This is a genomic window from Arthrobacter sp. SE2 (assembly GCF_058244265.1).
Genome location: NZ_JBZAYA010000013.1, coordinates 13,220 through 38,124, shown reverse-complemented (window position 1 = coordinate 38,124; position 24,905 = coordinate 13,220). Strand labels below are relative to the sequence as shown.

Here is a 24,905-nt window from a genome sequence, read left to right as displayed (position 1 = left end):
TCAGGGAAGAGACCGGGCGGGGAGCGTCGGCAGCGAGGAACGAAGGCAAGGCAGGGAGTCTGGCCCCTGACGGTGGTCAGCGCGCCGCGGGACTACCGGGCCGGGACTTTCTTGAGCCGAAGGATGCCGATAGTCCAGAGGCTGACTACCGCGTGCAGCGCGGCCCATGCGATTTTCACCGGATCGAACAGGGGCCCGTCGATGAACACCATCGTCAGCGCGATTGACGCCGCGGAGACCACAATGGCGGCGATCAGTGGTGAACGGGCTGTTCTTTTTAGGGTGGCGATGTTCCAGATCCCGATGGCCACACCCCCTATGGACACCACGCCGAAGCCTAAGGTAACGGCGAAGACGTAGGCGATCCACTCTGCCGGGTGTTCTGCCCCTGAACCCGCCATGTCCCGTAAGTGTCCGATACCCGTCGCGGCGCTCGTGACGGTAACCCAGCAGGTGAGCAACCCCGAGACCAACTCGAAGAGCCCCAACCAAAAGCGCCGGTGCCGTGATCTCATCGCGCCGTGGCGGGTAAGGACGGGGGCGTCGGCTGTCCGCGATGGCCGCACGTCGAGCCGCTCTACGGCATCGGACTGGTCGGTCTGCGACTGCATGTGTTGGCCCATGTGGAGTCCCCCCTCGCGTGCGGCGGAGGGCGTCCCCGCGCGCTCTCAACCGGGAGTCTACCTTGACCCATAAGAGCAATCGGGACGGAGTGTCATAACTTCCTAAAACCGCATATCCAAGTAGACACTAGGCAATTGCGCTAGAATTATGTACATGACAACACTTCCAGTTGCAGAGGCCCGGTCGCATTTCTCGCGGATCGTGGAACAGGCATCGTCCACGCATGAACGATTCGAAATCACCCGGAACGGCACACGGGCCGCGGTCCTCCTGGGCGCCGACGATTACGACGCCATGATCGAAACGGTGGCGGTATTGTCCGACGCCAAACTCGTCAAGGATATTGGCAAGGGGTTGAAGGAACTGGCTGGCGGAGAAACCTTCACCACCGACGAGGTCAAGGCGGACATGCGCACGACCAAGCACGGGGCATGAGCCCTCGTTATGAGGTCAGATTCTCCAAGTCGGCGAAGCGGGCTCTAACCCATGACCTGCCAGAGAAGGTTGCAGCTGCGGCCTTTGAGTTCATCACGGGCGCCCTGAGTGAGAACCCTCAACGAGTGGGTAAGCAGTTGCACGAGCCGCTGTTCCCCTTGTATTCGGCCAGACGAGGAGATTACCGCGTCATCTACCGGATCGTGGAGGACGTCGTACTGATCGAGATCGTCTCGATCGCACATCGCCGTGACGCCTATCGATAGGACGAACTTGCGGCTTCCCGGAAGGCCGATGTACCTGGGATCCATGCCGAGGCGGTATTGCCAACCACTCGTGGCCGTCGCACAATCGGCAAGTGAGATTCGATGGAGTGCTCCCCGAAGACGCGCCTGACCCTCGCCACGAGCAGGCCAGGCGTCTGGAGCTGATGCCGATCCCCATCAGGGGGCTGGCGCCCCAGCCATCGCTGGAAGATCCGGATATGGTCGGCATCCAGTACGGGCAGGATCCCCGCGGATACAACGAGATGTCGGCGAGCATCACCTACACGCTGTGGCGCAAACCCGCTGACCATTCCGACCCGATAAACCTGGCCGAGCTCGACGAGCAGACGCGAAGGTCGATCGAAGACGTTCCGCCTTGGCCGCGGCCGGCTTGGCTGGTTGAAGGGGTTCAACGGATGCGATACCCCCAGTTGTGGGAGGCCGTGCGGACCACCTGGCACCGCGACACTTCCGAACGCTCGTCTCCGGCCAGGGTCCTGGCCGAACACATGAACCATATCCTCATCAATCGCTACCGGCGCGAATGGCTGGGAGGCATTGCCTGGGACCGATACGCCGGGGACATCGGAGGTCGTCCAGCCAACCGTGAGGTGGCCGTTTGGATTGACGGGGTCGAAGTGCAGGGTGTGGAGATCGACACGGACCCCTTCGTGTACGGCGTTGGAGCGTCCCTCGGACAGGGCGGGGTTTTGACGGCCGTCCTCCCACGCGATGAGCTCGGCTACATACGCATTGAATTCGCGAAACGCCCGTAGGCTGTGGGGACATCCATAGCAAGGGGATCAGGATGAAGCTTCCACGCACTTTGGCTGCGGTCGCCGTGCTGCTCGGGTTGGCCCTTTGCGGGTGCCAGGCGACACCCGGGCCGCCCACACCTGGACTGACCTCAGCGGTGCCCAGCCCGCCGTCGGCCGAGCTCGCGGCCATGATTCAGACCGCCGTCGAGGATCGTAATAGCACCGTTCTCGACACTCTGCAGGCCCCGCACCTCGCCGACAGGCAGACTACGGCCGCCTACCGGGCCAAGCGTGGTCGGGACCTGCCGGTGGTGGAGCGTTCGAAGGCTCGATTCAGGTCAGCAGGCTTCTGGTATACGTCCTTTTCGACAAAGGTCACTGTGGAGTCGATCGAGGTGACCGGTTCGAAGGCGAACGTCCACTTCAAGGAACAGACCGAGGAATACCTTGCCTCGACGGCGAATGGGCCGAGCAGCGTCCCGTCAGGCTACTCGTTGCCGCAGACCGCGACGTTCCGGGCATCCGCGGATGGATGGCAGCTCGACAGCATCGACATTTCCGAGCATGGGGGCGGTTTGCCGATGTCCATCGTCGAGGGCTGAGAAAGGAAATGCAGACGACGATCCGGGTTGTCAGGCACACCCATCTTCGTCGCGGAACCATCGAGGGCCTTCGGTCCCTCTTCGACGCCGAATATTACGAGACGTTCGGCGTGTGGGATCCTGACTGTCCCTATGGGTATTCGCCCGCCGATGTCCATGTGCTCGCCACCAATAGTCTAGGCATCATCGGGCATGTCGGATTCCAGAGGAGGCTGATCGACGTCAGCCCCACCGAGGTCCCGGTGGGCGGCACCGGCGGGGTGCTTGTAGCGCCTCGAGCGCGCGGAACAGGACTCGGCACGGTGGTGATGGGCCGCGCCCGGGAGGCCATGGAGACGGCTGGCGTGGATTTCGGCTACCTCGGCTGCCGTGAAGACGTGGCACCGTTCTATGAGTCCTTCGGCTGGAGGCGAATCCGAGCGCGGGAGCGGTGCCTTTCACGACTGGACGGAACCACAATCATCGAATCCGCGGATACTCCGATCCTGATCTGCTCCGCCGCTAAGACCGCCGCATCGTGGCCCCCCGGACCGATCGACCTTCGGGGCACCCCCTGGTAGAACACCTGGGATTAGGATCCTGATGGGGTGCTCCGGTTGCCGACATATCCCGCGGTGCTCGCATCATTTGGCGTGAACCGCGCAGGCTCTAGCCTGCGATGAGCTCCTTGACCGGCCCCTCGTGCAGGGCAAGGTACACATCGTCCCGGATCTGGTTGGCTTGGGGATCCGTCATGGTCCGGGTGAGGGGACGCAGTACCAAACGTATAAGGGCGTTGGCCTGTCCGTCGCGGATGCGGAGCCGTTCCCGGGCTGCCGCGGGAAGCTCTCCATATGAAGTCAGCGCCAGGAGTTCGACGCCTTCCAGTTCTTCGGCTTGTTCGCCTAAGGCTGTCCGCACCCGGTCTCCGAGCACTTCGGCGTCCAAATCCGCGGCAACGACAATGGAAATGTCCCTCCGGATCGAGGGCATCTGGGAGACCGGTTTCCATCGGGAGAGGTCCAGCATCTGCTGTTCAATTCTTTTGTCCATGGCCCTGAGCAACCTGATGTCGGGGATGCCTTTGCGCAGCATCAGGGCCCGGTCCAAACCCATCCCTAAAGCCAGTCCCGACCACCTTGCGGGATCCAGGCCGGCTTCGGAGAACAGATGCGGAGTGATAAGCCCGCACTCCGCCAGTTCGAGCCATTCTCCTTCCATGAGGACATCGACCTGCAGGCCCTCCCTGGTGTAGGGGTGAACGGCCGGAACTGCGCGCCATTGCGCCCCAGGGAGGACCGCTTGCACGAGGGCGGCGATCATTTCCCGCAGGTCACCGGCGTCGAGGGGTTCCCGAGAGCTGACGCGCCACAAATCGACCTGGTGTGGCGTGCCCACGTGGGTGCGGTCGATCGAGTCGCGCCGGTAGACAAGACCGGGGACGGCCCAGAGCTCGTCGGTGGATTCGTCTGGATCCAATGCCCGCAGCAGGGATGGGATGGAAGCCGAAGTATGGCTGCGGAGCATCACTGTAGGACTGACGTAGCGGGAGTATCTTTGATCCCTGGTCACGTCCGATTCGTTGAACCCCAGACGATCGTAGTTATCGGCCACGCTCACCAGAGGGCTGTGTCGAACAATCCGTTCAGGCACACCCCATTTGCTGCCGAACGCGTCGATGACGCCTTGCAAGAGTGCCTGCATTGCATGAGGCCCGCCGTCCGGATTTGAGAGATCCCGGATGGTCAAAGCATCGTTGAGTTCTGAGGGACTGAGATAAGCGGGCATTGCTGGTCCTTATGTTCGGATTTGAGTAGCGGGTTGGTCCCCCGACTCAAATCCGGCGCCAGGACCTAGGCGCGCGCCTGAGAGCCCTCGCGACCGGAACCCGGTCGGGGGCAAGTAAATCGGCGCATGGAGAGCATGGGGTGACTATACCCCAGCTGCCGACCCTGATCGTCGGAGTCAGCGCTTCGCGCAGCTACAAACCGAGGTCTTTGACGGCAGTGACCCAGTTGTGGGCGATCGCCTCCTGGGCAGCTGACAGGGTGACCTTGTGAGCGCAGATGGCCTTGTGCAGAGTGTTCTCCACTGCGTCTTTCGGGTTTGTGGTGCCCGTGGCGCTCGCCTTGTTCGGCTCAGGCCACAGATTCGAGACGGAGTTGGTGCCGCCGAGCTCCAGGCTGATCAGGTGATCGTATTCCGTGGTCTTCATTGCGGTCTGGCCGTATTCGCGCAGGCTCTCGGCCTTCACCTTGTCCGTGTTCGAAGCGGGCGGGCGCACCGTGGCCGTATAGCCGCTCATGCATATCGTCGAGTCGATGTTCTCTTGGGTAACCGCGGGATCTGTGGCCCCCGGAGTGCAGGCGGGGTCTGGCAGGTACTCGCCAGTAGCGGCGTCGACCACTTTGGCGGAGCACTGTCCGGCGCCAAGCTGCTCGTCGGTCGCGACGACGCCGGGGGAGTGGATGGACTTCACGGCTGCCGCCGCCGCACCCGAGGGTGCGCTGCCAGAGGCCGCAACCGCCTGGGGAACTGCCGGCGACGCGGGCTTGGTCATCGCTTCGGCGGCGGAGTGGGTCCCCTGCTGGCATCCACCGAGGGCCAATGCGGCAAAGAGGAATGCGGCGGGCAGGGCGAGGCGATAGCGGAAGTTCATGACCCTCAAGTGTTCGGCGGCTCGGAAGACAATCCCCGGGAAGCGAGGACGGGGCGGAAGCCGATTACTCCCGCCCATCTTTTCTATCCCGTTGCCTGGACTTCGCAGCGCCCGGCGCGCCGGGCACGGGCCGTTGCTAGCTCATTCACGAATACCGGGTCGGCCAGATCTGTGAATTGACTAGCCAACATATCCCGCGACGAACCAGCCCTAGGAGAGACGCGCACTCAGTGGCAGAGGGACGGGGTGGGGGACGACTAGCCCTCAGCGACGAGTGCAATGGTGAACAACATCCATACGACAAAAATCGCGACCACCAGCCTGCGGTCCATAGCATTTCGCACACTGATTGGCATCTCATGTAGCCGGCTGTGCGTTACAGATGAAGAAAGTACCGGGCGATGAGGTAGAACGCAAAATCGGCGATACCGATGATCATGCCTGCGATGGCGAGCCCGCGCCCACGCAACCCGCGGGCTCTAGCCCGCCGGAAGCCGATGCCCGAGATGGCGGTCCCGAGGGGGCCCACCATGGAGAAGACAAAAAGCCCGACGCAGCTGATGATGAATCCCGCGATGGCAGCCGTGCTGAACGGTGCGCGTGGCTGGACTGGCGTGTATGGATTGGGTATCTGCGGGGCATCGGAGGGCCAGCGCTTTTCGGGAGGTGGAGGAACACTGCTCATGTGGTCTGTTCTTTCTCCTGGAATGGTGTCAGGCGAGCCTACGATATGGCGCGCAAGCCTGCCCGCAGGCCGGGACTCCTCTGGTGTGTCGGGGCCTTGAAAGGGAACTATCAAACCCGTCTCTAACACATACGTCATTCGGTGCGGGCGGCTTGGCGTTGGGGCGGGGCGCTATCGCTTTCTCCAATCCCAAACGCGGACTTGGAAAAACCTGGAGTTACCGCATCGACCTGCCGGGAGGATCAGTAGACCTTCACCGGGATGAGGTCATAGGAGCTGTCGCAGGCTCCGCGCGGCGCAGTGTGCTCGATTCCGTAGAGCTGATCGGAGATGGAGCGGTCCGGCTTGGCGGCGACGACGCGGATCCGGGGAAGCGGTACCGCAGCGTTATCTGGTTGCGCGAACGGTGGCGTCTGCGGAACCATCCACCGGCCGGAGCTGTCGCGGGTTACCGGAACCGGGTCGCAGCGGTCGTTCACTCCGAAGCAGGCGGACACTTTGGTTCCAGCCGGGAGCCCTGATAGGTCAAGTTCGACCGGGCCCAGGTTGACGAAGCCGACGGCGGGGCACGCGGTCGGGGTGCATGCGGACGCAGAGAGCACGAGCGCAGGGATCAGCGTCAGCTGCAGCACTGGCAGCGTCCGGTTCCTCATGGCGTCAGCCTAACGCTGGCGGAAAAGAATCGGCAGCGACAGGGCCATGTGATCTGACCGGCGCGAAGTAGCGGGACTCTAGCCCCGGCAAAGAGGGCAAAGAGGGCAAAGAGGGCAAAGAGGGCAAAGAGGGCAAAGAGGGCAAAGAACCTCGGAAAAAAGAAGCCCCGCCAAATCCGTGGAATGGCGGGGCTTTTCGAGCTTCCTATCAGAATCGAACTGATGACCTTTTCATTACGAGTGAAACGCTCTACCGACTGAGCTAAGGAAGCACCGCGTTATCGGCCGGGTACCGGCTGAATCACGCAATATACAACTGTAATAGAGTCACCTCGTCCGGGTCAAAACAGCCCCGTGCGGAGCTACCGCGGCGCCGTTGTTGCGGAATTCACCCGCTCGTCGCGCCGGGTTCAGGCCGCCGTCGTGGACCGGGGGCAAGCTGGGCGGACTAACGTGGCCGCGCGATTTCGGTCATCAACCAGCGAAGGGGCGCCATGAGCATGGACAGCAGCAAGAGGATCAACGCGGACGACGCCGGGGCACATCGTGCGCAGCGGCTCCGGCTTGCTGTCTTGGACATGGTGGGCACAACGATTACCGATGATGGTCTTACGGAGCGCGCGATGTCCGTCGCACTGCAGGAGACCGGCGTCGAGCCTGGTTCGCCCCGCTTCGAAAGCATGCTCGGCTACGCCCGGGACACCATGGGCTTTTCCAAGTTGACCGTTTTCAGCCACCTTTTTGAAGAAGCTCAACGTGCCGAGAGCGCCAACAAGGCCTTCGAACGCGCCTACGACGATCTGATTGCCGACGGCGGCGTCCGGGCTATTCCAGGCGCCGAGGAAACCATCGACTGGTTGCGGGACTCCGGTGTGAATGTTTGCCTGGCTACGGGCTTTGGCCGGCACACCCAGAACATGGTGCTTGAGTCCTTGGGTTGGATGGGGAAGGCGGATCTCAGCTTGTGCCCCGCCGACGCCGGCCGCGGGCGCCCTTACCCGGACATGATTCTCACGGCAGTGTTGGCCCTTGACCTGGATGATGTCCGCGAGGTTGTCGTGGTGGGGGACACGAGCTCGGATATGTTGTCCGGCGTTCGCTCCGGTGCCTCCGCCGTTGTGGGCGTACTCACTGGCTTCCACTCCGAGGCGGCTTTGCGCGCGGCCGGGGCCACCGCCGTCGTGCCCTCAGTCAAGAACCTTCCCGCGCTGCTGGAGCCCCGCGCCGCACGGCTCTAGCGCCGGGCCTCAACGATTTACCACGGTGGCAGCTCTCGCCGATGTGCTGATACATGCCTTGCGATGCAGGCCTCCAGCTGAAGCGCTGGTCATGGTGCAATGTGCTGTTGCTCGTGGCGACATAACCGTGGAGTTCCTGCGCAGAAAGCTGCGCGGCAACCGGAACGGCCGGGCGAGGGACGTCCTTGGTTTCGTATGCTTGAGAGCCGATTCGCTGCTTGAACCCCTGGCGGCCATGTACTTCCAGCAGGCTGGAATCGCGTTCGTGCAGCACATGGAACTGCCCGGCGTGGGGGAGGTCGATTTCGTCGTCGAGCGCTTCTTGATCGTTGAGCTGGACGGCAAGACTCATTTCGAACCCAAGGCCATCAAGACGGATCGACGCCGGGATAACACTTCTGTCGCCGGCGGCTTCACTGTGTTGAGGTACTTCTACGAGGACATTGTTCACTACCCGGAGGCAATGGTCGCGGAAGTGCAGGCCGCCATCCGGGCCCCGCCCACAGCGGAACCGCCCAACCCTCAGCACATAGTCCCGTCCGAAGGCGCCTTTCCATCCACGAAGTAGTTGTCCACGGCGTCGGACACGCATTGGTTGGAGCGGCCGTAGGCGGTGTGGCCTTCGCCCTTCCACGTCACGAGGGAAGCATTGCCGAGTTGTTTGCGCAGCGAACCAGCCCAGGCGACAGGCGTTGCGGGGTCCCCAGTGGTGCCGATGACTACAATCGGCGCACTGCCGGTGTACTTCACGGGGGCAGGCGTGTGCACCGGCTTATAGGGCCAGTCCTTGCAGTTGATCCCGGTGTAGGAGAAGTAATAGCCGAAGGTGGGGGAGAGTTGCTTCAATCGGGCTTCTTCGGAACGCATCCCGGCCGTATCCGTGACCATAGGGTAGTCAAGGCAGTTGATGGCGTTGAACGCGAACGAGGTGTTTGACGTGTAGGTGCCGTTCGGGTCCCGGTCCGCGCCGAAGTCGGCAATCCGGAGCATGAGCGACACGTCGCCCTTGAATGCGGCCACCAGAGCCTGGGTCAGGACAGGCCACGATTCGTTGTCGTAGAGCGGTGTGAAAATACCGCTGACGAACGTAGCCCCGGTGACAAGCCGTCCGTCTTTGGCGCGTTTGGGATTCTGCTCGACGTCGGCGATGAGGTTCTGGATCTGCTGCACGCCATTGTCGACGCTGCCGGTCATGGGGCATCCGGACTTTGCCTGGCAATCCGCCACGTAAGTGCGGAGCTCCTTTTCGAACGCCTCTGCCTGCCCCGCGGTGAGGTCCTCGTTGTTGAGGGACGGATCCACTGCGCCGTCCAAAGCGAGCTTGCCGACGTTGTTCGGGAACAATGACGCATAGGTGGCGCCGAGGGCGGTTCCGTAGGAGAAGCCAAGGTAGTTGAGTTTTGCGTCGTTCAGCACTGCGCGGAGGATGTCCATGTCCTTGGCGGAGCTGGCGGTGTCGATGTGCGGCAGGGCGGGCCCGGACTTTTCCACGCACTGGGCATTCATGGCCTTCGTGTCGGCCAGCGCCGCGGCGACGCCCTGGTCAGTGTCGTAGTTGTAGACCTTCTCGCGGGCAGCGTCCCGCTCGGCATCGCTGAGGCACGTCACCGGCGCCGACCGCTTGACGCCGCGGGGATCGAAACCCACCAGGTCGAAGCTGGACCGCAGCTTGCTGGTGAAGTGCGTCTTCGCCGCGTCCCTGACGAAGTCATAGCCTGAAGCGCCGGGGCCGCCGGGATTCACCAGCAGCGAGCCTTTCTTCGTGCCCTGGCTCTGGAGCCGGATGGCAGCGATGGAGATGCTGCCACCATCGGGTTTGGCATAGTCCACCGGCACTTTGATGTTGGCGCACTGGAATCCCTGCTCACAGGACGTCCAGTTCACTCTTTGGGAGTAGAAACTCTCCAGTCCTGCCGGCGCCGCGGCTGCGATGGACGCGTCCGGGGTGCTGACGTTACCGGACCCGTTGCTGGCGCCATCATTGGGCGCCGGTACCGAGAACACGCAGCCGCTCAGCAGCAGGCTCGCGGTGACGGTGGCAGCCACTGCCGCTGCAGCCCGCCGCAGTGAGGGGAACCGTGTCCTGGAACTGGACCCGGCGGGCCGGCATCGTGCGGGGGTCATGCGTTTCTCCTCAGGCTGGGGAAGCGTGCTGTATTTCTAAACTTCTAAACTATCCGGCTATTGCTGAATCAGGCTGCTCGCCATGGACTCGACGGCCAACAGCGGTGCCACGTTGGTCGTGGTGATCCGCACTCGCGCCTTGTTGATGGCATCCATGCGCGCCAAGGTGATCTCTGGCGTGGAGCTGGCCGCGTAGCCCTCCAGTTCACTCCTGAGTTCAACGTTGACCAACTCGACGGCGTTCCCCAGCTGAATGACCAGGACGTCCCGGTAGAAGGACAGCAGATCGGTCAGCGTGCGGTCGAGGGAATCTGTGATGGAGCGCTTGGCACGCCGTTTCTGGTCGTCTTCAAGCTGCCTGACCTGGCTGCGCATCGACGGCGGCAGGGTGCCCGACTCCGGAGCGCCCAGGCTCGCGAGCAGGGCGACCTTCTCGGCGGCGTCGCGTTCGTCGTTGGAGCTGTTGGCCTCATCCGTTGCGATCTTGACCAGCTTTTCGGCCATCATCACGGCAGCAGTGACGCCCCGCAGGCCCAGCGGGAAACGGACAGTCTCCATCCGGCGTTCCCTGGCTTCCGGATCGCGGGCCAGCCGACGCGCAATTCCGATGTGGCTTTGGGCGGCGCGGGCGGCCCTGTCCGCAATGGCCGGGTCGACGCCGTCGCGCTTCACCAGCAGGGCGGCTACGTCGGCAGCCGGTGGAATCCGGAGGCTCACCGGGCGGCAACGAGAGCGGATGGTGACCAGCACATCGGCGGGCGACGGCGCGCACAGCATCCAGATGGTCCGGGGCGTTGGTTCTTCGATGGCCTTGAGGAGCACGTTGGTGGTGCGTTCGGCCATGCGATCCGCGTCTTCCACCACGATGATGCGCCAACGGCCGGTCGCCGGCCGGTCGCCGGCCTTGGACACCAACTGGCGGGCTTCGTCGATGGTGATGGTGACCTTCTCCGTGCGGACAAAGGTCACGTCGGAGTGGGTTTCGCCCAGGATGGTCCGGCACGATGCGCATTCGCCGCAGCCGCGAAGTGCGACATCGTCCTGTTCGCAATTCAATGCCGCGGCGAATGCCTTGGCCGCGTTGGAACGGCCTGAACCCGGTGGTCCGGTGAACAACCATGCGTGCGTGAGGCCTTCGCCTTGGGCGGCGGCGCGCAGTTGTGCGACGACGGGCGCCTGGCCCTGGAGCTCGTCCCAGACGCTCATGCGCGGCTCCCGAGCAAGTCCTGCACACGCCGGAGGATCTGCGCGGCGAGGTTTTCGACGGCGTCCTTGGCGGGCAGCACGAGGTACGTCTCCGGGTGGGCCTCCGCCAGTTCCAGGAACGCCGCACGGATGCGGGCATGGAAATCGTCCGGTTCCGACTCGAGCCGGTCCTCGGCAGCGTCTCCGGCAGTTCTGCGGTCCCGGCCATCGCCCGGGTGGACGTCCAGGAGCACTGTCAGGTCCGGCTCGAGGCCTTCGGTGGCCCATTCGTTGAGCCGCCTGACGTCGACGGTCCCGAGGTCCCTGCCGGCACCCTGGTAAGCGACGGAGGAGTCGATATAGCGGTCCGTGATCACCACAGAACCCTGCGCCAAGGTCGGGCGGATGACCTGGCTTGCGTGGGCAGCCCGGGATGCGGCGAACATCAGGGCTTCGGTCCGGGGGTCGATAGTGCCGTGGCCGTGGTCCAGCACCAAGGAACGCAGCTTCTCGCCGATCGGCGTGCCCCCCGGCTCGCGGGTGCGCAGCACCGAAAAGCCGAGGGACTCAAGCGATGCAGCCAGGCGGGCGGCCTGCGTGGACTTGCCGGCGCCATCCCCGCCCTCGAAGGCGATGAAGAGTCCTGGGCGCTGGTCCGGCGTAGGGCTCTGGTCCTGCTTGAGGCGCTGCGTAGTCACGGATCTAAGCGTACAGAGGAACTCTGACAGTGCCCGACGACGACGCTTGCCCACCTGCGCGGGACCGAACCTGCCGCTCGACGGGACGGAGCCGTAACACCTTTCCAACGCCCGCGCCCCGCGCCGTAGGCTGGGGCAATGAGTCTTTCCCGAGAACATGCCGCAGATCTGTCCCCTGACACTGTGGTGGTGGCGGCAGGCCGTCCCGAACGAAGCCATGACCAACCCGTCAACCCGCCCATCGTTCTGTCCTCCACGTATTTCGGCACAGGAGCACTGAGCGACGGCGACCGCGGCTACGGACGCTATGCGAACCCCACGTGGGATCCGTTCGAGGAAGCACTGGCCCAGCTGGAAGGAGCCGAGCTGCCCGGTTTGCTCTATGCCTCGGGCTTGGCCGCAGTGAGTTCCGCGTTGTCGCTCGTGCCTGCCGGCGGTGTCCTGGTCATGCCCACGCACAGCTACGCAGGATCGCTCGTCATGGCCACCGAACTCGCCGCCAAGGGCATCCTTGAACTGCGGACCGTTGATATCGCGGACACCGACGCCGTCAAGGCGCAGCTCGCCCCCGCCGATGGAATACCCGCCAGCATGCTGTGGATTGAAAGCCCCACCAACCCCATGCTCGGCATCGCCGACGTACGGGCACTGGCCACCGCCGCCCATGAAGCCGGTGCCATCGTGGTCACGGACAACACCTTCTCCACCCCGCTCGTTCAGCAGCCCCTCAGCCTGGGCTCCGACGTCGTGCTCCATTCGGTGACCAAATACCTGGCTGGACACTCCGACGTCGTACTCGGCGCTTTGGCGACCTCGAATGCGGAGCTGCGCGCGGAACTCCTTCACCACCGGATCATCCACGGCGGCATCGCGGGCCCCTTCGAGGCGTGGCTCGCGCTCCGAGGCCTGCGCACGCTGGCACTCCGGATCGAGCGCTCGCAAGCTTCTGCCGCGACGTTGGCCGAGCGGCTGAGCACCCACCCGCGCGTCGAGTCCATCCGCTTCCCGGGCCTGCCCACCGATCCCGGCCATGAGCGTGCCAAGTCCCAGATGAAGGGGTTCGGCTCCATCCTGTGCATCCAGTTGGCCGGAGACGGAATCCGCAGCGGTGCCGACGCAGCAGATCAACTGGTTCGTGCATTGCGGTTGTGGATCCCCGCGACGTCGCTGGGCGGGGTCGAATCCCTCATCGAACGCCGACGCCGGCACACCGCCGAACCGCTCAGCGTGCCGGACAACCTGATCAGGATGAGCGTCGGGATCGAGAACGTCGAAGACCTCTGGGCGGATTTGGAGCAAGCGCTCAAGTCGCTTGACCGCTAGGCTTGTGGGCGTGGACGGAAAAATTTTGATTTCAAACATCCAGAATGGGATTTGGTTCATTCTGGGACTGGTTGCCTTCGCTTTGGAGCTGTGGGCGCTGGTCGATTGCCTGCGCCACAAACCCTCGTCGTTTGAAGCGGCATCCAAGCGCACCAAGACCTTCTGGCTGGCCCTGACCGGCGTCGCCGCGGTGATTGGCGGCCTTTCCCTCCTCGGTGGCGGCGGTGGCTTCGGCATCTTTGGCATCGCAGCCGTCACGGCAGCGTGTGTCTATTTGGCGGACGTCCGTCCTGCGGTGAAGGAAATCGGGAACAGCGGCCGGAACCAGGGGCCGTACGGTCCCTGGTGATCCCCACCGGCTCCCAGCCTTCGCAAGCTCAGGCCGGGGCCCTCGCCGGTGTGGGCCCCGGCCCGCCCGCGGCCAACTAAGCCGGGGCCACCGCTGACCAGTCGACGGTAAGTTCACCCAGGCGCCAGCGCGACGTTCCGTCCTGAAGGGGCCAACCGGCGTCGCGCATTGATTGGCACATAGCGGTCCACCGCTGCTTGCTGCCAAAGGACGCGAGCGGTGCGGCTTCCAACCAGGCCTGGTCCAGCGCATTCAGGAAAGCATGAATGCGTTCCCCCGGGATATTGCGGTGGATGAGTGCCTTGGGCAGGCGTTCGGCCACGTCGGAGGGCAGTTCGAAACCGCCGAACCGCATGGACAGGCTCAGGCTCAGCGGCCCGTTTGGATCCAACGCAACCCACGTCACCTTGCGGCCGATTTCGTCACACGTACCGTCGATGAACAATCCCTGCGGTGGCAGCCGCGACTGCACCAGCGCCCAGATCCCGGCCACATCCGATTCCTCGTATTGCCGCAGCACGTTGAAGGCCCGCACCAACACGGGATTGCCTGGAACAGGAACCTCGAAACCGCCCACGTGGAAGCTGAGCCCGGGCCTTTCCAGGGATCTCGCGACCCGGACGCGCTCGGGTTCGATCTCGATCCCGCACACGCGGACATCGGGGCGGACTGCCTGCAGCCTTTCGAAGAGTTCGACGGCGGTGGCCGGGGAAGCGCCGTAGCCCAGGTCCACTACCAAGGGGTCGACGGCGGAGCGTAGCCGCCATCCCTGCGGGCCTGCCAACCAGCGGTCCAGACGGCGCATGCGGTTGGGATTGGTGGTGCCCCTGGTGATGTTGCCGACGGGTTTGCCGCGTCTTCCCTGCACCCGCTCCGCTTTTTGCACCACCGTCCCACTTTATCCTCCAACGCGGGGTCACTTACGGCCCATCCGGCCCACAAACACCGGCGCTAAGTGACCCCGCGTTGCGACGTAACGCCCGGCAACAGCTAGGCATGATCGCTTAGGATGAAAACCATGACTTACAAGCTGATTCTGCTGCGCCACGGCCACAGCGACTGGAACGCCAAGAACCTGTTCACCGGCTGGGTGGACGTCGACCTGAACGACCAAGGCCGCGAGGAAGCAGCGCGCGGCGGAGAGCTCCTGGTCGAGAACAACATTCTCCCGGACATCCTGTACACCTCCCTGCTCAAGCGGGCCATCAACACGGCGAACATTTCCCTGGACAAGGCCGACCGCGGCTGGATCCCGGTGAAGCGTGACTGGCGCCTCAACGAGCGTCACTACGGCGCGCTGCAGGGCAAAGACAAGGCCCAGACCCTCGCCGAGTTCGGTGAAGAGCAGTTCATGGAATGGCGCCGCAGCTACGACACCCCGCCGCCTGCCCTTTCCGATGACAGCGAGTTCTCCCAGGTGAACGACGTGCGCTACGCAGGCCTCGGCGACGCCCTGCCTCGCACCGAGTGCCTCAAGGACGTCCTCGTGCGTCTCCTGCCGTACTGGGAGTCCGACATCAAGGAAGACCTCAAAGCGGGCAAGACGGTCCTGGTCACGGCCCACGGCAACTCCCTGCGCGCTCTCGTCAAGCACCTGGACGGCATCAGCGACGAAGACATAACCGGCCTGAACATCCCCACGGGCATCCCGCTGGTCTACGACCTGGACGAGAACTTCCAGCCGATCAACCCGGGTGGAACCTACCTCGACCCCGAGGCTGCGGCAGAGTCCATCAAGGCTGTAGCTGCCCAGGGCAAGAAATAGCTTTTTGAGCGAACGACGGCGGCCGGCCCACCTTGCGAGGTGGGCCGGCCGCCGTCGTTGTTTATAAAGACTGGCTAGAAGCCTTCAGGCTGCCATTCACCGGTGACCAGGTAGGTCACTTTGCGGGCAACGGAGACGCCGTGGTCGGCGAAGCGCTCGAAGTAGCGGCTGGCAAGGGCCACATCCACCGTGGTGGCGGCAGTCTCGGCCCAGGCGGGAGCGGCGATGGCCCTGAAGACACTCAAGTGCAGATCGTCCACCCGGATGTTGAGTTTGAGGATGTCCCGGGCAACTTCCAGGTCGCGGGATTCCAGGAGCAGGGTAACCTTCTGGACGATTTCGAGGTCAAGGCGGGCCATGTCCTTGAACGTTGCCGTGAGCTGCTCGGGGATGACCGTGGCCGGGTAGCGCAAACGGGCCAGCTGGGCCACGTGCCGGGCGAGGTCACCCATGCGCTCGAGGGATGCGCTCATCCGCAGGGAACCGACAATCATCCGGAGATCGCTTGCCACGGGGCCCTGGAGGGCCAGGATATCGATGGCCCGTTCGTCGAGGCCGTTCTGCAGGAAGTCAATCCGGGCATCGGCGGCAATGACATCCTGGGCGAGATCTACGTCGGCACCTTCGAATGCAGTGGTCGCGTTCTGGATCGCCTCAGTGACCAGTTTTGAGATCTCGATGAGGTCCTCACCGACCTGGATGAGCTCCTCCTGAAAAACCTTGCGCACGGTGGCGTCCTCTCCTTGGAAATCTCCTCCGCACCCTTCTGGCGGCGCGAAAATCATCACAGCTAACTACGGTCCAACTAGTAAGGGTGGCAGTGGTCAATGAACGATTGCGCACCTTTAGGTGAACGTTAGCTGAATCGGGGCGGTTTGGTGTCCGTTCCATATTTTGCAGTGTTTTGAGCGCATAAGCTAGATCCGTGGATCCAGTGCTCATCGGTGTCATCGCAGGTCTCGTCGGCCTGTCGTGCGGCGTCTTTGGCGTGCTCGCGTTCAGGCTTAGTGAACGGCAGCGGAAGATCGTGGACCTCGACGTCACCGAGCCGCTGCTTCCGGAGGGAGCCGCGGAAGTGCTGTCGGTCGTCGGGCGCGCTTTCGTTGTGGTGGACGCGATCGACGGCGTGGTCCGGGCCAGTCCCGCGGCCTACGCGTACGGCCTCGTGAGAGGCCACACGGTGGTGCACAAGCAGTTGCTGGACATGACCGCAAAGGTCCGGCGCGACGGCGTGATCCTGGAAGAGACGTACGAGTTGCCCCGCGGCCCACTGGGCAAGGGAACCATCGTGGTGCAGGTGCGGGCAGCCATGCTCGGGTGGGAATATATCGTCCTGCTGGCCGATGACCGCACCGAAATCACCCGTACCGAAGAGATCCGCAACGACTTCGTCGCGAACGTCTCGCATGAACTCAAGACGCCAGTGGGCGCCATCTCCCTGCTGGCGGAAGCGCTCGAGGCAAGCCCGGACGACGAAGAAGCCGTGCGTCGCTTCGCGAAGCGAATGCACAAGGAATCGACGCGACTCGCCGCGCTGGTGCAGGACATCATTGAGCTGTCCCGGCTTCAGGGCGCCAACGTGGCACAGCAAGGGCACGCCGTGGATATCAATACGGTGATCGCCGAGGCCGTGGACCGCTCGCAGCTCCCGGCCGAGCTCAAGAACATCAAGATCGTGGTCGGCGGGCGCTCGGAAACAATGGTGTTCGGTGACCAGGACCTGTTGGTGACCGCCCTACGGAACCTGATCGACAATGCCATTCGTTATTCGCCGGAGAACACCCGTGTAGGAGTGGGGGTCCGCGCCAAAGAGGGCGTGGTGGCCATTTCCGTCACAGACCAGGGCGAGGGTCTCAGCCCCGAAGACCAGGAACGCATCTTCGAACGCTTCTACCGCGTGGATGCGGCGAGGTCCCGGCAGACCGGGGGAACAGGCTTGGGCCTGAGTATCGTCAAGCACGTGGTGTCCAACCACGGCGGCGAGGTCACCGTCTGGTCCCAGCCCGGCCAAGGTTCTACTTTCACCATCCGCCTTCCGGAAATGGAAGGCCAGGAGGACGACGACGCCGGGGCGAAGCCCCGAAGCGTGATTCAATCGACGGGCGCTGTGCGCGCCCTAGAGCAAGGAGCTGGCGCTTGAGCAGGATTCTGATCGTGGAGGACGAAGAGTCATTCAGCGACCCCCTGTCCTACCTATTGGGCAAGGAAGGCTTCGATGTCCAGGTTGTGGACAACGGCAGTGACGCCTTGGTGGAGTTCGACCGCAACGGGGCCGACCTCGTGCTGCTGGACTTGCAGCTTCCGGGGACCCCTGGCACTGAGGTTTGCAGGCAACTGCGCCAGCGTTCCAGCGTCCCGGTCATCATGCTGACGGCCAAGGACTCGGAAATCGACAAGGTGGTTGGCCTGGAGCTCGGCGCGGACGACTACGTCACCAAGCCGTACTCCTCCAGGGAACTCGTGGCGCGGGTGCGTGCTGTGTTGCGCCGGCAAGGCGAGCCGGAGGAACTCATCACATCCACCGTGCAGGCCGGTCCGGTGCGCATGGACATCGAGCGGCATGTCGTGAGCGTCAACGGCGAACAGGTATCGCTTCCGCTGAAGGAATTCGAACTCCTCGAGATGCTCCTTCGCAATTCGGGCCGGGTGCTCACCCGCGGACAGCTGATCGACCGCGTCTGGGGTTCCGACTACGTGGGCGACACCAAGACCTTGGACGTCCATGTGAAGCGCTTGCGCAGCAAGATCGAGCCGGACCCCTCGGTTCCCCGCTACCTCGTGACGGTTCGGGGCCTGGGCTACAAGTTCGAGCCGTAGGAAGCTACAGCAAAAGGAAGGGCTCCCATCGGGAGCCCTTCCTTTTTGTCTTCGAGGATCCAGCGTGTTGCCGACCCGAGCGACGCCGGCCGCTGGCCGCCTAGTGGCCGGTGGCGCTTGCGCTCGGCGTCGGGGTCGCGCTGCTGCTTGAGCCGGTGGAACCGCTGCTTGGGGTGGTGGAACCGCTGACCGAGGGGCTCGGAGAAGCGGAAGCGGTGGGGAGGTACTTCGCGTATTCCTTCAACGAAGCATCCAGGACCGGGAACTGCACGGTCCTGGAATCGGAGCCGGTCTTGATGGTCACGGAAACCACAGAGCCCGGGGCTCCGCCGCTCGTGCTCAGAACTGCGGCGTCCGTGGTCTCGTTGAGGTAGGTCTGGGACTTGGCCTTGACGGGAATGGTCGCCTGTGACCCGCCGGCGCCACTGATGGTCAGTGTTGCATCGCTCGAGGAGGTGTTGAACACGGCACCGATGACGCGTCCCGGCTTGTTGGCATCCGTGGAGACGATGAGCATGTTGCGCAGCTGAAGCGGACCGAGGTCTTCCCTGACGCCGTCAGACGGAGAATACTGCTCGTTGGTCTGCTGGGGGTTGATATAGCCACAGCCGGTCACGGACAAGAGACCGATGCTGATGGCGGCCGCCGCCATCGCCAGTTTGCCGCGCTGGACACGGTTCATCGCAGTAATGCGCACGACACGTACTCCTCTAAGAGTCATTGGAACACTTTTCAGCCATAGCCTATCGGCAAACTAGCAGGAACAAGGATTCCGATCACCATTGTGGCGGCCCTCCAGAAGGAGTAGGGTCATCCGGAACGCTGCGTCCAATGCACTTTTATGCCCTCCCGTCAAGAGGGTGCCGGAGGGCCGAAAAGGCCATTTTCCGCGTATTTACTGGGCTCAGGACCCCTTTCCGTGCCAATCGTATGCCTTAAGCGTGATAAACTGGTCTGCGGGAAAGGGGAAAGTCCACATGGTTTTTGAGGTCGGCGAGACAGTAGTTTACCCTCACCACGGTGCAGCAAAAATTGAAGAAATCAAGATGCGCACTATCAAGGGCGAAGAGAAAATGTATCTCAAGCTCAAGGTGGCTCAGGGTGATCTGACCATTGAAGTTCCAGCAGAAAACGTAGACCTTGTTGGGGTCCGCGACGTAGTGGGCAAGGAAGGCTTGGAGCACGTATTTGACGTTCTCCGTGCCGAGTTCACTGAAGAGCCCACCAACTGGTCCCGTCGCTACAAGGCAAACCTGGAGAAGCTTGCTTCCGGCGACGTCATCAAGGTTGCAGAGGTCGTCCGCGATCTTTGGCGCCGTGATCACGATCGCGGCCTTTCCGCAGGTGAAAAGCGAATGCTGGCCAAAGCCCGTCAGATTCTGATTTCAGAACTGGCACTGGCTGAGAAGACCGACGAAGAGAAGGCCGCAAGCGTTCTCGACGAAGTTCTGGCTTCCTAACAGAGATTCAAAGATTTGAGCCCCGGTAGCAACCTGCTGCCGGGGTTTCCTTTTGCCCGAAAGCCCAACTGTCCCCACCGCCCCCCTCGTCTCGCAAGCTCGGCCAGGGAACCCTGGCGGCGTGGGCCCATGCAGTAGATGTCGTTCTGGGCGCCCAAAACGACACTTGCTGCCAGCTAGTTGGGCGGGTGGGCACCACGTAGGCTTGGGCGCATGACTACACCATCCCAGCGCGAGGCCACCGCCGTCGTCGTCGTTGCGGCAGGCTCCGGGGAGCGGCTTGGCTACGGCATGCCCAAGGCGAAAGTTCCGCTGGGCGGCGAAACGATCCTCACCCATGCCCTGCGCGGCGTCGCGGCGGCGGACGTTGCCCGCCAGATCTGCGTGGCCGTCCCCGCAGGGGACCTGGAGCTGCGCGAGCTTTGCGAGGAATTCCGGCAAGAGCTTGGCGCTGACGGTCCGCTGATCACAGTGGTCGACGGCGGATCCACCCGCGCCGATTCGGTCCGCGCCGCCCTTGGGGCGGTCCTCGAAGGAACGCGCGCTGTGCTGGTTCACGACGCCGCGCGTGCGCTGACTCCCGAGCGGGTCTTCCACCGGGTTGCCGTGGCGCTCTCGTCCGGCGCCAAAGCGGTCATCCCCGCCATTCCGGTGGTGGATACCGTCAAGATGGTTGCGGAAACTGACGGTGACGACGCCGGAATCGCGCCGGAGATCGTCACCGGCACCGCCCCGCGCGAACAACTTCGTGCAGTGCAGACTCCGCAGGGATTCGACTTTGAGACTTTGTTGCGCGCCCACGCGGCGGCCGCGACGTTCGACGACGAGCAGTCGGCGGCAGTCACGGATGACGCCATGCTGGTCGAGCTCCTGGGCGTGCCGGTCCACGCAGTCCGCGGTGCCAGCCAGTCACTGAAGATCACCACGCCGTTGGATCTCATCATTGCCGAAGGCCTGTTGGAGGGGCCGCTCGGAGTCCGCTGGGTTGAAGGCTGATGGCAGACTCGGAGAACGTGGCCATGATTCTGCCGCGCACAGGCATCGGGGTGGACGTGCACGCTTACGCACCTGACAGCGATCCGCAGCCGCTATGGCTCGGCGGGCTGTTTTGGGAGGGGGAGCGCGGACTTTCCGGGCATTCCGACGGCGATTGCGTCGCCCATGCCGCCGCTGACGCACTCTTCTCCGCTTGCGGCATTGGTGATCTCGGCACGCATTTTGGTACCGACCGTCCCGAATTCGCAGGTGCGTCCGGAGTAAAACTCCTGGGGGAGGCGGCCAGGATCGTTCGCGCCGCCGGTTTCGAAATCGGGAACGTGGCAGTGCAGTTCGTTGCCAACAGGCCGAAGTTCGGGCCGCGGCGTGAGGAGTCGCAGCGTGTCCTCAGCGCAGCCGCAGGAGCTTCCGTCAGCGTCACGGCAACCACCAGCGATGGCCTGGGTTTCACGGGGCGGGGAGAGGGCATCTCCGCTGTGGCCACGGCCCTCGTATATGCCGTGCCGGCAGCGCCCCAAAGATGATAGCGCCCAAATAGCCCCTAAACAGGGATGGATGGTGCGCAACGAAGCCAGAGGGTGCGCATCCGCTAATCTGGAGCGGTGACCCTGCGCTTTTACGACACTGCATCCGCCGAAGTCCGCGACTTCGTTCCCCTTGAAGCCGGCAAGGCCAGCGTCTACTACTGCGGTGCCACGGTGCAGGGGATGCCGCACGTGGGGCATGTCCGTTCCGCGATCGCCTTCGACCAGTTGACCCGTTGGCTTGAATACCGGGGCCTGCGTGTCACTGTTGTCCGCAACGTCACGGACATCGACGACAAGATCCTCACCAAGTCGGCGCAGTCCTTCGGACCGGACTGGGCCGAGGAACCCACAGCCAAGGCCGAGGAAGAGTGGTGGGCCCTGGCCTACCGCTACGAGCAGGAATTCGAGCAGGCCTACGATGTCCTGGGCGTTTCCCGCCCCACCTATGAGCCTCGTGCCACCGGCCATATCCCGGAGATGCATGCCCTCATTCAAAGGCTCATCGACCGCGGCCATGCCTACCCTGCGCTGGACGACTCCGGGGACGTCTACTTCGACGTCCGCTCCTGGAGCAAGTACGGCTCGCTGACCCGCCAGAACATCGACGACATGCAGGGAGCCGCCGACGTCGAGCCTGAATTCAGCAGCAGGAAGCGCGACCCGCGCGACTTCGCGCTGTGGAAGGGCTACAAGGACGGGGAGCCGACGACGGCGAGCTGGGTTTCGCCGTGGGGAACGGGCCGGCCGGGTTGGCATCTTGAATGCTCCGCCATGGCCACGAAGTACTTGGGCCAGCAGTTCGACATCCACGGCGGCGGATTGGACCTCCGCTTCCCGCACCACGAGAACGAGATGGCGCAATCGCAGGCCGCGGGTGACGGATTCGCCAATTTCTGGCTGCACAACGGCATGGTCACGTATGAGGGCGAAAAGATGTCCAAATCCGTGGGCAATACAGTGAGCCCCTCGGAAATGCTCGAGCTCGCCAGTCCGCGGGTTGTCCGGTACTACCTTGGCCAGGCGCAGTACCGCTCCATCCTGGACTACCGGCCCACCTCGCTCCAGGAGGCTGCGGCGGCAGTAGAGCGGATCTACGGCTTTGTTGCGAAGGCTTCCAAGAAGTTCGGTGGCAACTTCGCCGCGCACCCTGAGTCGAGCCCCGTTCCGGGTGCCTTTGCTGCTGCCATGGATGACGACCTCAACGTCCCGCAGGCCCTCGGCGCGCTGCATGAGACTGTCCGGGCGGGGAACACCGCTCTGGCGTCCGGAGACGACGCCGGGGCCGAGCAGGCGCTCCAGGCCGTGACGGCCATGACCACCGTGCTTGGACTGAACGACGTCCGCGGCGAAGTCCAGGAGAACTCCGAGACTGCCCAGGCCCTTGAGGTCCTCGTGGAAGCCCAGTTGCAGGCTCGCGCCGAGGCACGGGCGAACAAGGATTGGGCGGCTTCCGACGCGATCCGCGACACTCTCGCGGCAGCCGGTATCGCCGTCGAGGATGGCGCCGATGGAGCCAGCTGGAGTCTCAGGAGGGATTGAGAAAGCGCCGTCGTCCCGATTTAAGTTGATTCAGTAGACTTGATTGCAGACGTACTCAACACAATCAAGGGTGGAATTCATGGCCAACAACGGTCGCCGGGCTGTCAAGAGCAAGAAGGGCCCCACCACCGGAACCGGTGGCCACGGTCGAAAGGCCCTCGAAGGCAGGGGTCCAACCCCCAAGGCTGAGGACCGCGAGTACCACAAGGCGTACAAGAGCAAGCAGCTTGCCGAGCGCTCCGCGGCCAAGCGCGCGGCCGGGGGTGCCAGCCGCTCCAACCCGGGCGCCCGCTCAGGCCCGAAGGGCCGCGCTACTGAGGAAGTCGTCACCGGACGCAACTCCGTGGTGGAGGCGCTTCGCGCCGGAATCCCCGCGAAGGCACTGCACGTTGCCATTCGGATCGAGATGGACGACCGCGTCAAGGAGTCCCTCAAGCTCGCTGCCGAACGTGGCATCCCGCTGCTGGAAACCGGTAAGCCCGAGCTGGACCGCATGACCGAAGACGCTGTCCACCAGGGCCTCGTGCTGCAGATCCCGCCGTACGAATACCAGGATGCTTACGACCTCGCCGAAGAGACGGTCACAAAGTGGAAGAAGGGGTACATCCCCAACGCGCCCCTCTTCGTTGCGCTCGACGGCATCACCGACCCCCGCAACCTGGGCGCCATCATCCGCTCCGTTTCCGCCTTCAGCGGCCACGGCGTGATTGTCCCGGAGCGCCGCTCCGTAGGCGTCACCGCTTCGGCTTGGAAGACCAGCGCCGGCGCGGCGGTCCGCGTTCCCGTGGCCCGCGCGGCCAACCTGAACAACGCGCTCAAGCAGTTCAAACAGATGGGCATCTTCGTGCTGGGCCTGGACGGCGACGGCGATGTCTCGCTGCCGGATCTCGCCCTGGCCACCGATCCCGTGTGCATTGTCGTGGGTTCCGAGGGCAAGGGCCTCAGCCGCCTGGTCCGCGAAAACTGCGACCAGATCATCTCCATCCCGATCGACTCCGCCATGGAATCGCTCAACGCCTCCATGGCCGTGGGCATCTCCCTGTACGAGGTCTCAAGGCAGCGCGCGGCCAAATAGCAAGAAGGTTGGCGGCACAGCCGACGCTCGCTCACTTATAGGGTGTTTCAGATGGACGCTCGCTCACCTATAGCGCCAAATACAGCAACGCTCGCTCACTTCTTTCGGTGAGCGAGCGTTGCTGTTCCCTTTAGAAGTCGGAGCTAGAAGTCGCGGCGGTTCGCCAGGACCGGGAGCTTGACCCGCGCTTCCTTGACGACGGCGGCGTCCAGCTCCGCGAACAAGAGGCCGGGTTCGGCGTCGAGCTCTTGCAGCACGTTCCCCAAGGGAGACACGACGACCGAGTGCCCCACTCCGGTAGGCGCTGCACCCTTGGGTTCACGGCCTTGGCTCGCGGGATCGCCTTGGCCGCACGCCAGCACGAAGGTCGTGGTGTCGATCGCCCGGGCACGCGCGAGCAGCTTCCACTGCTCCGCCTTCCCAGGCCCGGCACCCCAGGAAGCGGACACGATATTCACATCGGCGCCGCGGTCGGCATTGGCGGTGAAGAGGGCCGGGAATCGAATGTCGTAGCAGGTGGCCAGGCCAAAGGTGAGACCACCGGCGACGAACGTCACCGGATCGGTGCCGGCGTCGACGGTATCCGATTCCGCAAAGCCGAAGGCGTCGAAGAGGTGGATCTTGTCGTAGCTGGTGTCCACCCCGGGCCCGGTGGCGATCAGCGTGTTCCGGACTTTGCCGTTGCTGCCGTCGGAGGCCAGCCCGGGGGTGAACATTCCGGCCACGATCACGATTCCAAGATCCTGGGCGATCTTCCGCACCTGGCTGGCCCATGGCCCGTCCAGGGGCTCAGCGATGTCGAGCAGGGAATTCCCGAACGCCCGCATGGTTGCTTCAGGGAATACCACGAGCTCGGCGCCGCCCTCCTTGGCCCGGCGGGCGTAGTCTTCCAACAGGATCAGGTTGTCTGCCAGCTCGCGGCCACTGATGAGTTGAGCAAGAGCGATTCGCACAATTACCTCCACATTGGTGTATAGCCAAAGTATGCAACGGCCGCGCTGAGGATACGAACTCACGCGCGCGGGCGGGCGTATTCGGCGCAACCGACACAATCCGCTCAAACGACCGGTTTCACGAAAAGCGCTACGAGCCGGGTGATTCGACGTTTCAGCAGGTGAGCGGCTTGTTTGCGTTTGTAGGGACCGCCG

General features: G+C 63.7%; 29 protein-coding genes and 1 tRNA gene. 17 read left to right on the top strand and 13 right to left on the bottom strand.

The window, feature by feature from the left end; all coding sequences use genetic code 11:
* Nucleotides 1-92 precede the first annotated feature (92 nt).
* Nucleotides 93-611, bottom strand: coding sequence for a hypothetical protein (locus AC4CS3_RS17235; protein ID WP_490784457.1), 519 nt, complete (start codon nt 609-611; stop codon nt 93-95).
* A gap of 166 nt (nt 612-777) precedes the next feature.
* Here AC4CS3_RS17235 and AC4CS3_RS17230 point away from each other — a divergent pair, with 166 nt between their 5' ends.
* The 5 genes from AC4CS3_RS17230 to AC4CS3_RS17210 all read left to right on the top strand — a co-directional run bounded on the left by AC4CS3_RS17230 (nt 778) and on the right by AC4CS3_RS17210 (nt 3,245).
* Nucleotides 778-1,059, top strand: a complete 282-nt coding sequence (locus AC4CS3_RS17230; RefSeq protein WP_490784456.1) for a type II toxin-antitoxin system Phd/YefM family antitoxin — start codon at nt 778-780, stop codon at nt 1,057-1,059.
* Nucleotides 1,056-1,325: a type II toxin-antitoxin system RelE family toxin gene (locus tag AC4CS3_RS17225; protein WP_441412759.1), complete on the top strand. Its 270-nt coding sequence runs from the start codon at nt 1,056-1,058 to the stop codon at nt 1,323-1,325. The genes AC4CS3_RS17230 and AC4CS3_RS17225 overlap by 4 nt, the downstream gene beginning before the upstream one ends.
* A gap of 92 nt (nt 1,326-1,417) precedes the next feature.
* On the top strand, nt 1,418-2,101 hold the full coding sequence (locus AC4CS3_RS17220; protein WP_490784455.1) for a hypothetical protein: 684 nt from the start codon (nt 1,418-1,420) through the stop codon (nt 2,099-2,101).
* A gap of 32 nt (nt 2,102-2,133) precedes the next feature.
* On the top strand, nt 2,134-2,685 hold the full coding sequence (locus AC4CS3_RS17215) for a hypothetical protein (RefSeq protein ID WP_490784454.1): 552 nt from the start codon (nt 2,134-2,136) through the stop codon (nt 2,683-2,685).
* Between the two features lie 8 nt (nt 2,686-2,693).
* On the top strand, nt 2,694-3,245 hold the full coding sequence (locus AC4CS3_RS17210) for a GNAT family N-acetyltransferase (RefSeq protein WP_490784453.1): 552 nt from the start codon (nt 2,694-2,696) through the stop codon (nt 3,243-3,245).
* Between the two features lie 88 nt (nt 3,246-3,333).
* Here AC4CS3_RS17210 and srmL read toward each other — a convergent pair whose 3' ends face one another.
* The 5 genes from srmL to AC4CS3_RS17185 form a co-directional block, all read right to left on the bottom strand.
* On the bottom strand, nt 3,334-4,452 hold the full coding sequence (gene srmL, locus AC4CS3_RS17205) for a PheS-related mystery ligase SrmL (RefSeq protein WP_490784452.1): 1,119 nt from the start codon (nt 4,450-4,452) through the stop codon (nt 3,334-3,336).
* Nucleotides 4,453-4,645: 193 nt separating this feature from the next.
* Nucleotides 4,646-5,323, bottom strand: a complete 678-nt coding sequence (locus AC4CS3_RS17200) for a hypothetical protein (RefSeq protein WP_490784451.1) — start codon at nt 5,321-5,323, stop codon at nt 4,646-4,648.
* Between the two features lie 376 nt (nt 5,324-5,699).
* On the bottom strand, nt 5,700-6,008 hold the full coding sequence (locus AC4CS3_RS17195) for a DUF4190 domain-containing protein (RefSeq protein WP_490784450.1): 309 nt from the start codon (nt 6,006-6,008) through the stop codon (nt 5,700-5,702).
* Nucleotides 6,009-6,250: 242 nt separating this feature from the next.
* The gene (locus AC4CS3_RS17190) at nt 6,251-6,661 is read right to left on the bottom strand and encodes a hypothetical protein (protein ID WP_490784449.1); all 411 of its coding nucleotides are present in this window, start codon (nt 6,659-6,661) and stop codon (nt 6,251-6,253) included.
* 199 nt (nt 6,662-6,860) lie between these two features.
* Nucleotides 6,861-6,933: transfer RNA gene (locus tag AC4CS3_RS17185), tRNA-Thr, on the bottom strand.
* Between the two features lie 222 nt (nt 6,934-7,155).
* Here AC4CS3_RS17185 and AC4CS3_RS17180 point away from each other — a divergent pair.
* Both AC4CS3_RS17180 and AC4CS3_RS17175 read left to right on the top strand, forming a co-directional pair.
* Entirely contained in the window at nt 7,156-7,899 is a 744-nt protein-coding gene (locus AC4CS3_RS17180; RefSeq protein WP_490784448.1) for an HAD-IA family hydrolase, read from the top strand.
* Between the two features lie 91 nt (nt 7,900-7,990).
* Nucleotides 7,991-8,467 (top strand): endonuclease domain-containing protein, encoded by a 477-nt coding sequence (locus tag AC4CS3_RS17175; protein ID WP_490784447.1) that lies wholly within the window; start codon nt 7,991-7,993, stop codon nt 8,465-8,467.
* Here the strand turns inward: AC4CS3_RS17175 and AC4CS3_RS17170 are convergent.
* From AC4CS3_RS17170 to tmk, 3 genes are read right to left on the bottom strand one after another with little or no spacing between them, the layout of a single operon-like run.
* Nucleotides 8,422-10,023, bottom strand: coding sequence for an alpha/beta hydrolase (locus tag AC4CS3_RS17170; RefSeq protein ID WP_490784446.1), 1,602 nt, complete (start codon nt 10,021-10,023; stop codon nt 8,422-8,424). The genes AC4CS3_RS17175 and AC4CS3_RS17170 overlap by 46 nt on opposite strands.
* A 57-nt stretch (nt 10,024-10,080) precedes the next feature.
* A complete protein-coding gene (locus AC4CS3_RS17165) occupies nt 10,081-11,229 on the bottom strand; it encodes a DNA polymerase III subunit delta' (protein WP_345451290.1) in 1,149 nt (382 codons plus the stop codon).
* Nucleotides 11,226-11,906, bottom strand: a complete 681-nt coding sequence (gene tmk, locus AC4CS3_RS17160) for a dTMP kinase (protein WP_490784445.1) — start codon at nt 11,904-11,906, stop codon at nt 11,226-11,228. Before tmk ends, AC4CS3_RS17165 begins: the two co-directional genes overlap by 4 nt.
* 138 nt (nt 11,907-12,044) lie before the next feature.
* On the opposite strand from tmk, the gene AC4CS3_RS17155 reads away from it, so the two are divergent.
* Both AC4CS3_RS17155 and AC4CS3_RS17150 read left to right on the top strand, forming a co-directional pair.
* Nucleotides 12,045-13,229: a trans-sulfuration enzyme family protein gene (locus AC4CS3_RS17155; protein WP_490784444.1), complete on the top strand. Its 1,185-nt coding sequence runs from the start codon at nt 12,045-12,047 to the stop codon at nt 13,227-13,229.
* Between the two features lie 10 nt (nt 13,230-13,239).
* Nucleotides 13,240-13,578: a DUF2516 family protein gene (locus AC4CS3_RS17150; RefSeq protein WP_234758806.1), complete on the top strand. Its 339-nt coding sequence runs from the start codon at nt 13,240-13,242 to the stop codon at nt 13,576-13,578.
* A gap of 76 nt (nt 13,579-13,654) precedes the next feature.
* On the opposite strand, the gene AC4CS3_RS17145 is transcribed toward AC4CS3_RS17150, so the two are convergent.
* A complete protein-coding gene (locus tag AC4CS3_RS17145; RefSeq protein WP_490784443.1) occupies nt 13,655-14,467 on the bottom strand; it encodes a class I SAM-dependent methyltransferase in 813 nt (270 codons plus the stop codon).
* A gap of 129 nt (nt 14,468-14,596) precedes the next feature.
* Between AC4CS3_RS17145 and AC4CS3_RS17140 the strand changes: the two genes are divergently transcribed.
* Complete coding sequence (locus AC4CS3_RS17140) at nt 14,597-15,343, top strand: phosphoglyceromutase (protein WP_234752528.1); 747 nt, start codon at nt 14,597-14,599, stop codon at nt 15,341-15,343.
* 74 nt (nt 15,344-15,417) lie between these two features.
* Here AC4CS3_RS17140 and phoU read toward each other — a convergent pair whose 3' ends face one another.
* Nucleotides 15,418-16,071 (bottom strand): phosphate signaling complex protein PhoU, encoded by a 654-nt coding sequence (gene phoU, locus AC4CS3_RS17135; protein WP_490784442.1) that lies wholly within the window; start codon nt 16,069-16,071, stop codon nt 15,418-15,420.
* A gap of 206 nt (nt 16,072-16,277) precedes the next feature.
* On the opposite strand from phoU, the gene AC4CS3_RS17130 reads away from it, so the two are divergent.
* Nucleotides 16,278-17,483, top strand: coding sequence for a sensor histidine kinase (locus AC4CS3_RS17130; RefSeq protein ID WP_490784525.1), 1,206 nt, complete (start codon nt 16,278-16,280; stop codon nt 17,481-17,483).
* On the top strand, nt 17,480-18,160 hold the full coding sequence (locus AC4CS3_RS17125; protein ID WP_059388662.1) for a response regulator transcription factor: 681 nt from the start codon (nt 17,480-17,482) through the stop codon (nt 18,158-18,160). The genes AC4CS3_RS17130 and AC4CS3_RS17125 overlap by 4 nt, the downstream gene beginning before the upstream one ends.
* A gap of 100 nt (nt 18,161-18,260) precedes the next feature.
* Here the strand turns inward: AC4CS3_RS17125 and AC4CS3_RS17120 are convergent, their stop codons facing one another.
* The gene (locus tag AC4CS3_RS17120; RefSeq protein ID WP_490784524.1) at nt 18,261-18,842 is read right to left on the bottom strand and encodes a hypothetical protein; all 582 of its coding nucleotides are present in this window, start codon (nt 18,840-18,842) and stop codon (nt 18,261-18,263) included.
* Between the two features lie 295 nt (nt 18,843-19,137).
* Here AC4CS3_RS17120 and AC4CS3_RS17115 point away from each other — a divergent pair, with 295 nt between their 5' ends.
* From AC4CS3_RS17115 to rlmB, 5 genes are all read left to right on the top strand, one after another.
* Nucleotides 19,138-19,620: a CarD family transcriptional regulator gene (locus tag AC4CS3_RS17115; protein ID WP_011690592.1), complete on the top strand. Its 483-nt coding sequence runs from the start codon at nt 19,138-19,140 to the stop codon at nt 19,618-19,620.
* A gap of 213 nt (nt 19,621-19,833) precedes the next feature.
* Nucleotides 19,834-20,616, top strand: a complete 783-nt coding sequence (ispD, locus tag AC4CS3_RS17110; protein WP_490784441.1) for a 2-C-methyl-D-erythritol 4-phosphate cytidylyltransferase — start codon at nt 19,834-19,836, stop codon at nt 20,614-20,616.
* 23 nt (nt 20,617-20,639) lie between these two features.
* Nucleotides 20,640-21,140: a 2-C-methyl-D-erythritol 2,4-cyclodiphosphate synthase gene (gene ispF, locus AC4CS3_RS17105; RefSeq protein WP_490784523.1), complete on the top strand. Its 501-nt coding sequence runs from the start codon at nt 20,640-20,642 to the stop codon at nt 21,138-21,140.
* A gap of 78 nt (nt 21,141-21,218) precedes the next feature.
* The gene (cysS, locus tag AC4CS3_RS17100; RefSeq protein WP_490784440.1) at nt 21,219-22,682 is read left to right on the top strand and encodes a cysteine--tRNA ligase; all 1,464 of its coding nucleotides are present in this window, start codon (nt 21,219-21,221) and stop codon (nt 22,680-22,682) included.
* Between the two features lie 79 nt (nt 22,683-22,761).
* A complete protein-coding gene (gene rlmB / locus AC4CS3_RS17095; RefSeq protein ID WP_441415629.1) occupies nt 22,762-23,757 on the top strand; it encodes a 23S rRNA (guanosine(2251)-2'-O)-methyltransferase RlmB in 996 nt (331 codons plus the stop codon).
* Between the two features lie 143 nt (nt 23,758-23,900).
* On the opposite strand, the gene AC4CS3_RS17090 is transcribed toward rlmB, so the two are convergent.
* A complete protein-coding gene (locus AC4CS3_RS17090; protein WP_490784439.1) occupies nt 23,901-24,710 on the bottom strand; it encodes a carbon-nitrogen hydrolase family protein in 810 nt (269 codons plus the stop codon).
* Nucleotides 24,711-24,905 lie beyond the last annotated feature (195 nt).

Coding starts and splice junctions, on each gene's coding strand:
- AC4CS3_RS17235 (WP_490784457.1), bottom strand. CDS start 611: ATGCAGTCGCAGACCGACCAGTCCGATGCCGTAGAGCGGCTCGACGTG.
- AC4CS3_RS17230 (WP_490784456.1), top strand. CDS start 778: ATGACAACACTTCCAGTTGCAGAGGCCCGGTCGCATTTCTCGCGGATC.
- AC4CS3_RS17225 (WP_441412759.1), top strand. CDS start 1,056: ATGAGCCCTCGTTATGAGGTCAGATTCTCCAAGTCGGCGAAGCGGGCT.
- AC4CS3_RS17215 (WP_490784454.1), top strand. CDS start 2,134: ATGAAGCTTCCACGCACTTTGGCTGCGGTCGCCGTGCTGCTCGGGTTG.
- AC4CS3_RS17210 (WP_490784453.1), top strand. CDS start 2,694: ATGCAGACGACGATCCGGGTTGTCAGGCACACCCATCTTCGTCGCGGA.
- srmL (WP_490784452.1), bottom strand. CDS start 4,452: ATGCCCGCTTATCTCAGTCCCTCAGAACTCAACGATGCTTTGACCATC.
- AC4CS3_RS17200 (WP_490784451.1), bottom strand. CDS start 5,323: ATGAACTTCCGCTATCGCCTCGCCCTGCCCGCCGCATTCCTCTTTGCC.
- AC4CS3_RS17195 (WP_490784450.1), bottom strand. CDS start 6,008: ATGAGCAGTGTTCCTCCACCTCCCGAAAAGCGCTGGCCCTCCGATGCC.
- AC4CS3_RS17190 (WP_490784449.1), bottom strand. CDS start 6,661: ATGAGGAACCGGACGCTGCCAGTGCTGCAGCTGACGCTGATCCCTGCG.
- AC4CS3_RS17180 (WP_490784448.1), top strand. CDS start 7,156: ATGAGCATGGACAGCAGCAAGAGGATCAACGCGGACGACGCCGGGGCA.
- AC4CS3_RS17175 (WP_490784447.1), top strand. CDS start 7,991: ATGGTGCAATGTGCTGTTGCTCGTGGCGACATAACCGTGGAGTTCCTG.
- AC4CS3_RS17170 (WP_490784446.1), bottom strand. CDS start 10,023: ATGACCCCCGCACGATGCCGGCCCGCCGGGTCCAGTTCCAGGACACGG.
- AC4CS3_RS17165 (WP_345451290.1), bottom strand. CDS start 11,229: ATGAGCGTCTGGGACGAGCTCCAGGGCCAGGCGCCCGTCGTCGCACAA.
- AC4CS3_RS17155 (WP_490784444.1), top strand. CDS start 12,045: ATGAGTCTTTCCCGAGAACATGCCGCAGATCTGTCCCCTGACACTGTG.
- AC4CS3_RS17140 (WP_234752528.1), top strand. CDS start 14,597: ATGACTTACAAGCTGATTCTGCTGCGCCACGGCCACAGCGACTGGAAC.
- AC4CS3_RS17120 (WP_490784524.1), bottom strand. CDS start 18,842: ATGAACCGTGTCCAGCGCGGCAAACTGGCGATGGCGGCGGCCGCCATC.
- AC4CS3_RS17115 (WP_011690592.1), top strand. CDS start 19,138: ATGGTTTTTGAGGTCGGCGAGACAGTAGTTTACCCTCACCACGGTGCA.
- ispD (WP_490784441.1), top strand. CDS start 19,834: ATGACTACACCATCCCAGCGCGAGGCCACCGCCGTCGTCGTCGTTGCG.
- ispF (WP_490784523.1), top strand. CDS start 20,640: ATGATTCTGCCGCGCACAGGCATCGGGGTGGACGTGCACGCTTACGCA.
- rlmB (WP_441415629.1), top strand. CDS start 22,762: ATGGCCAACAACGGTCGCCGGGCTGTCAAGAGCAAGAAGGGCCCCACC.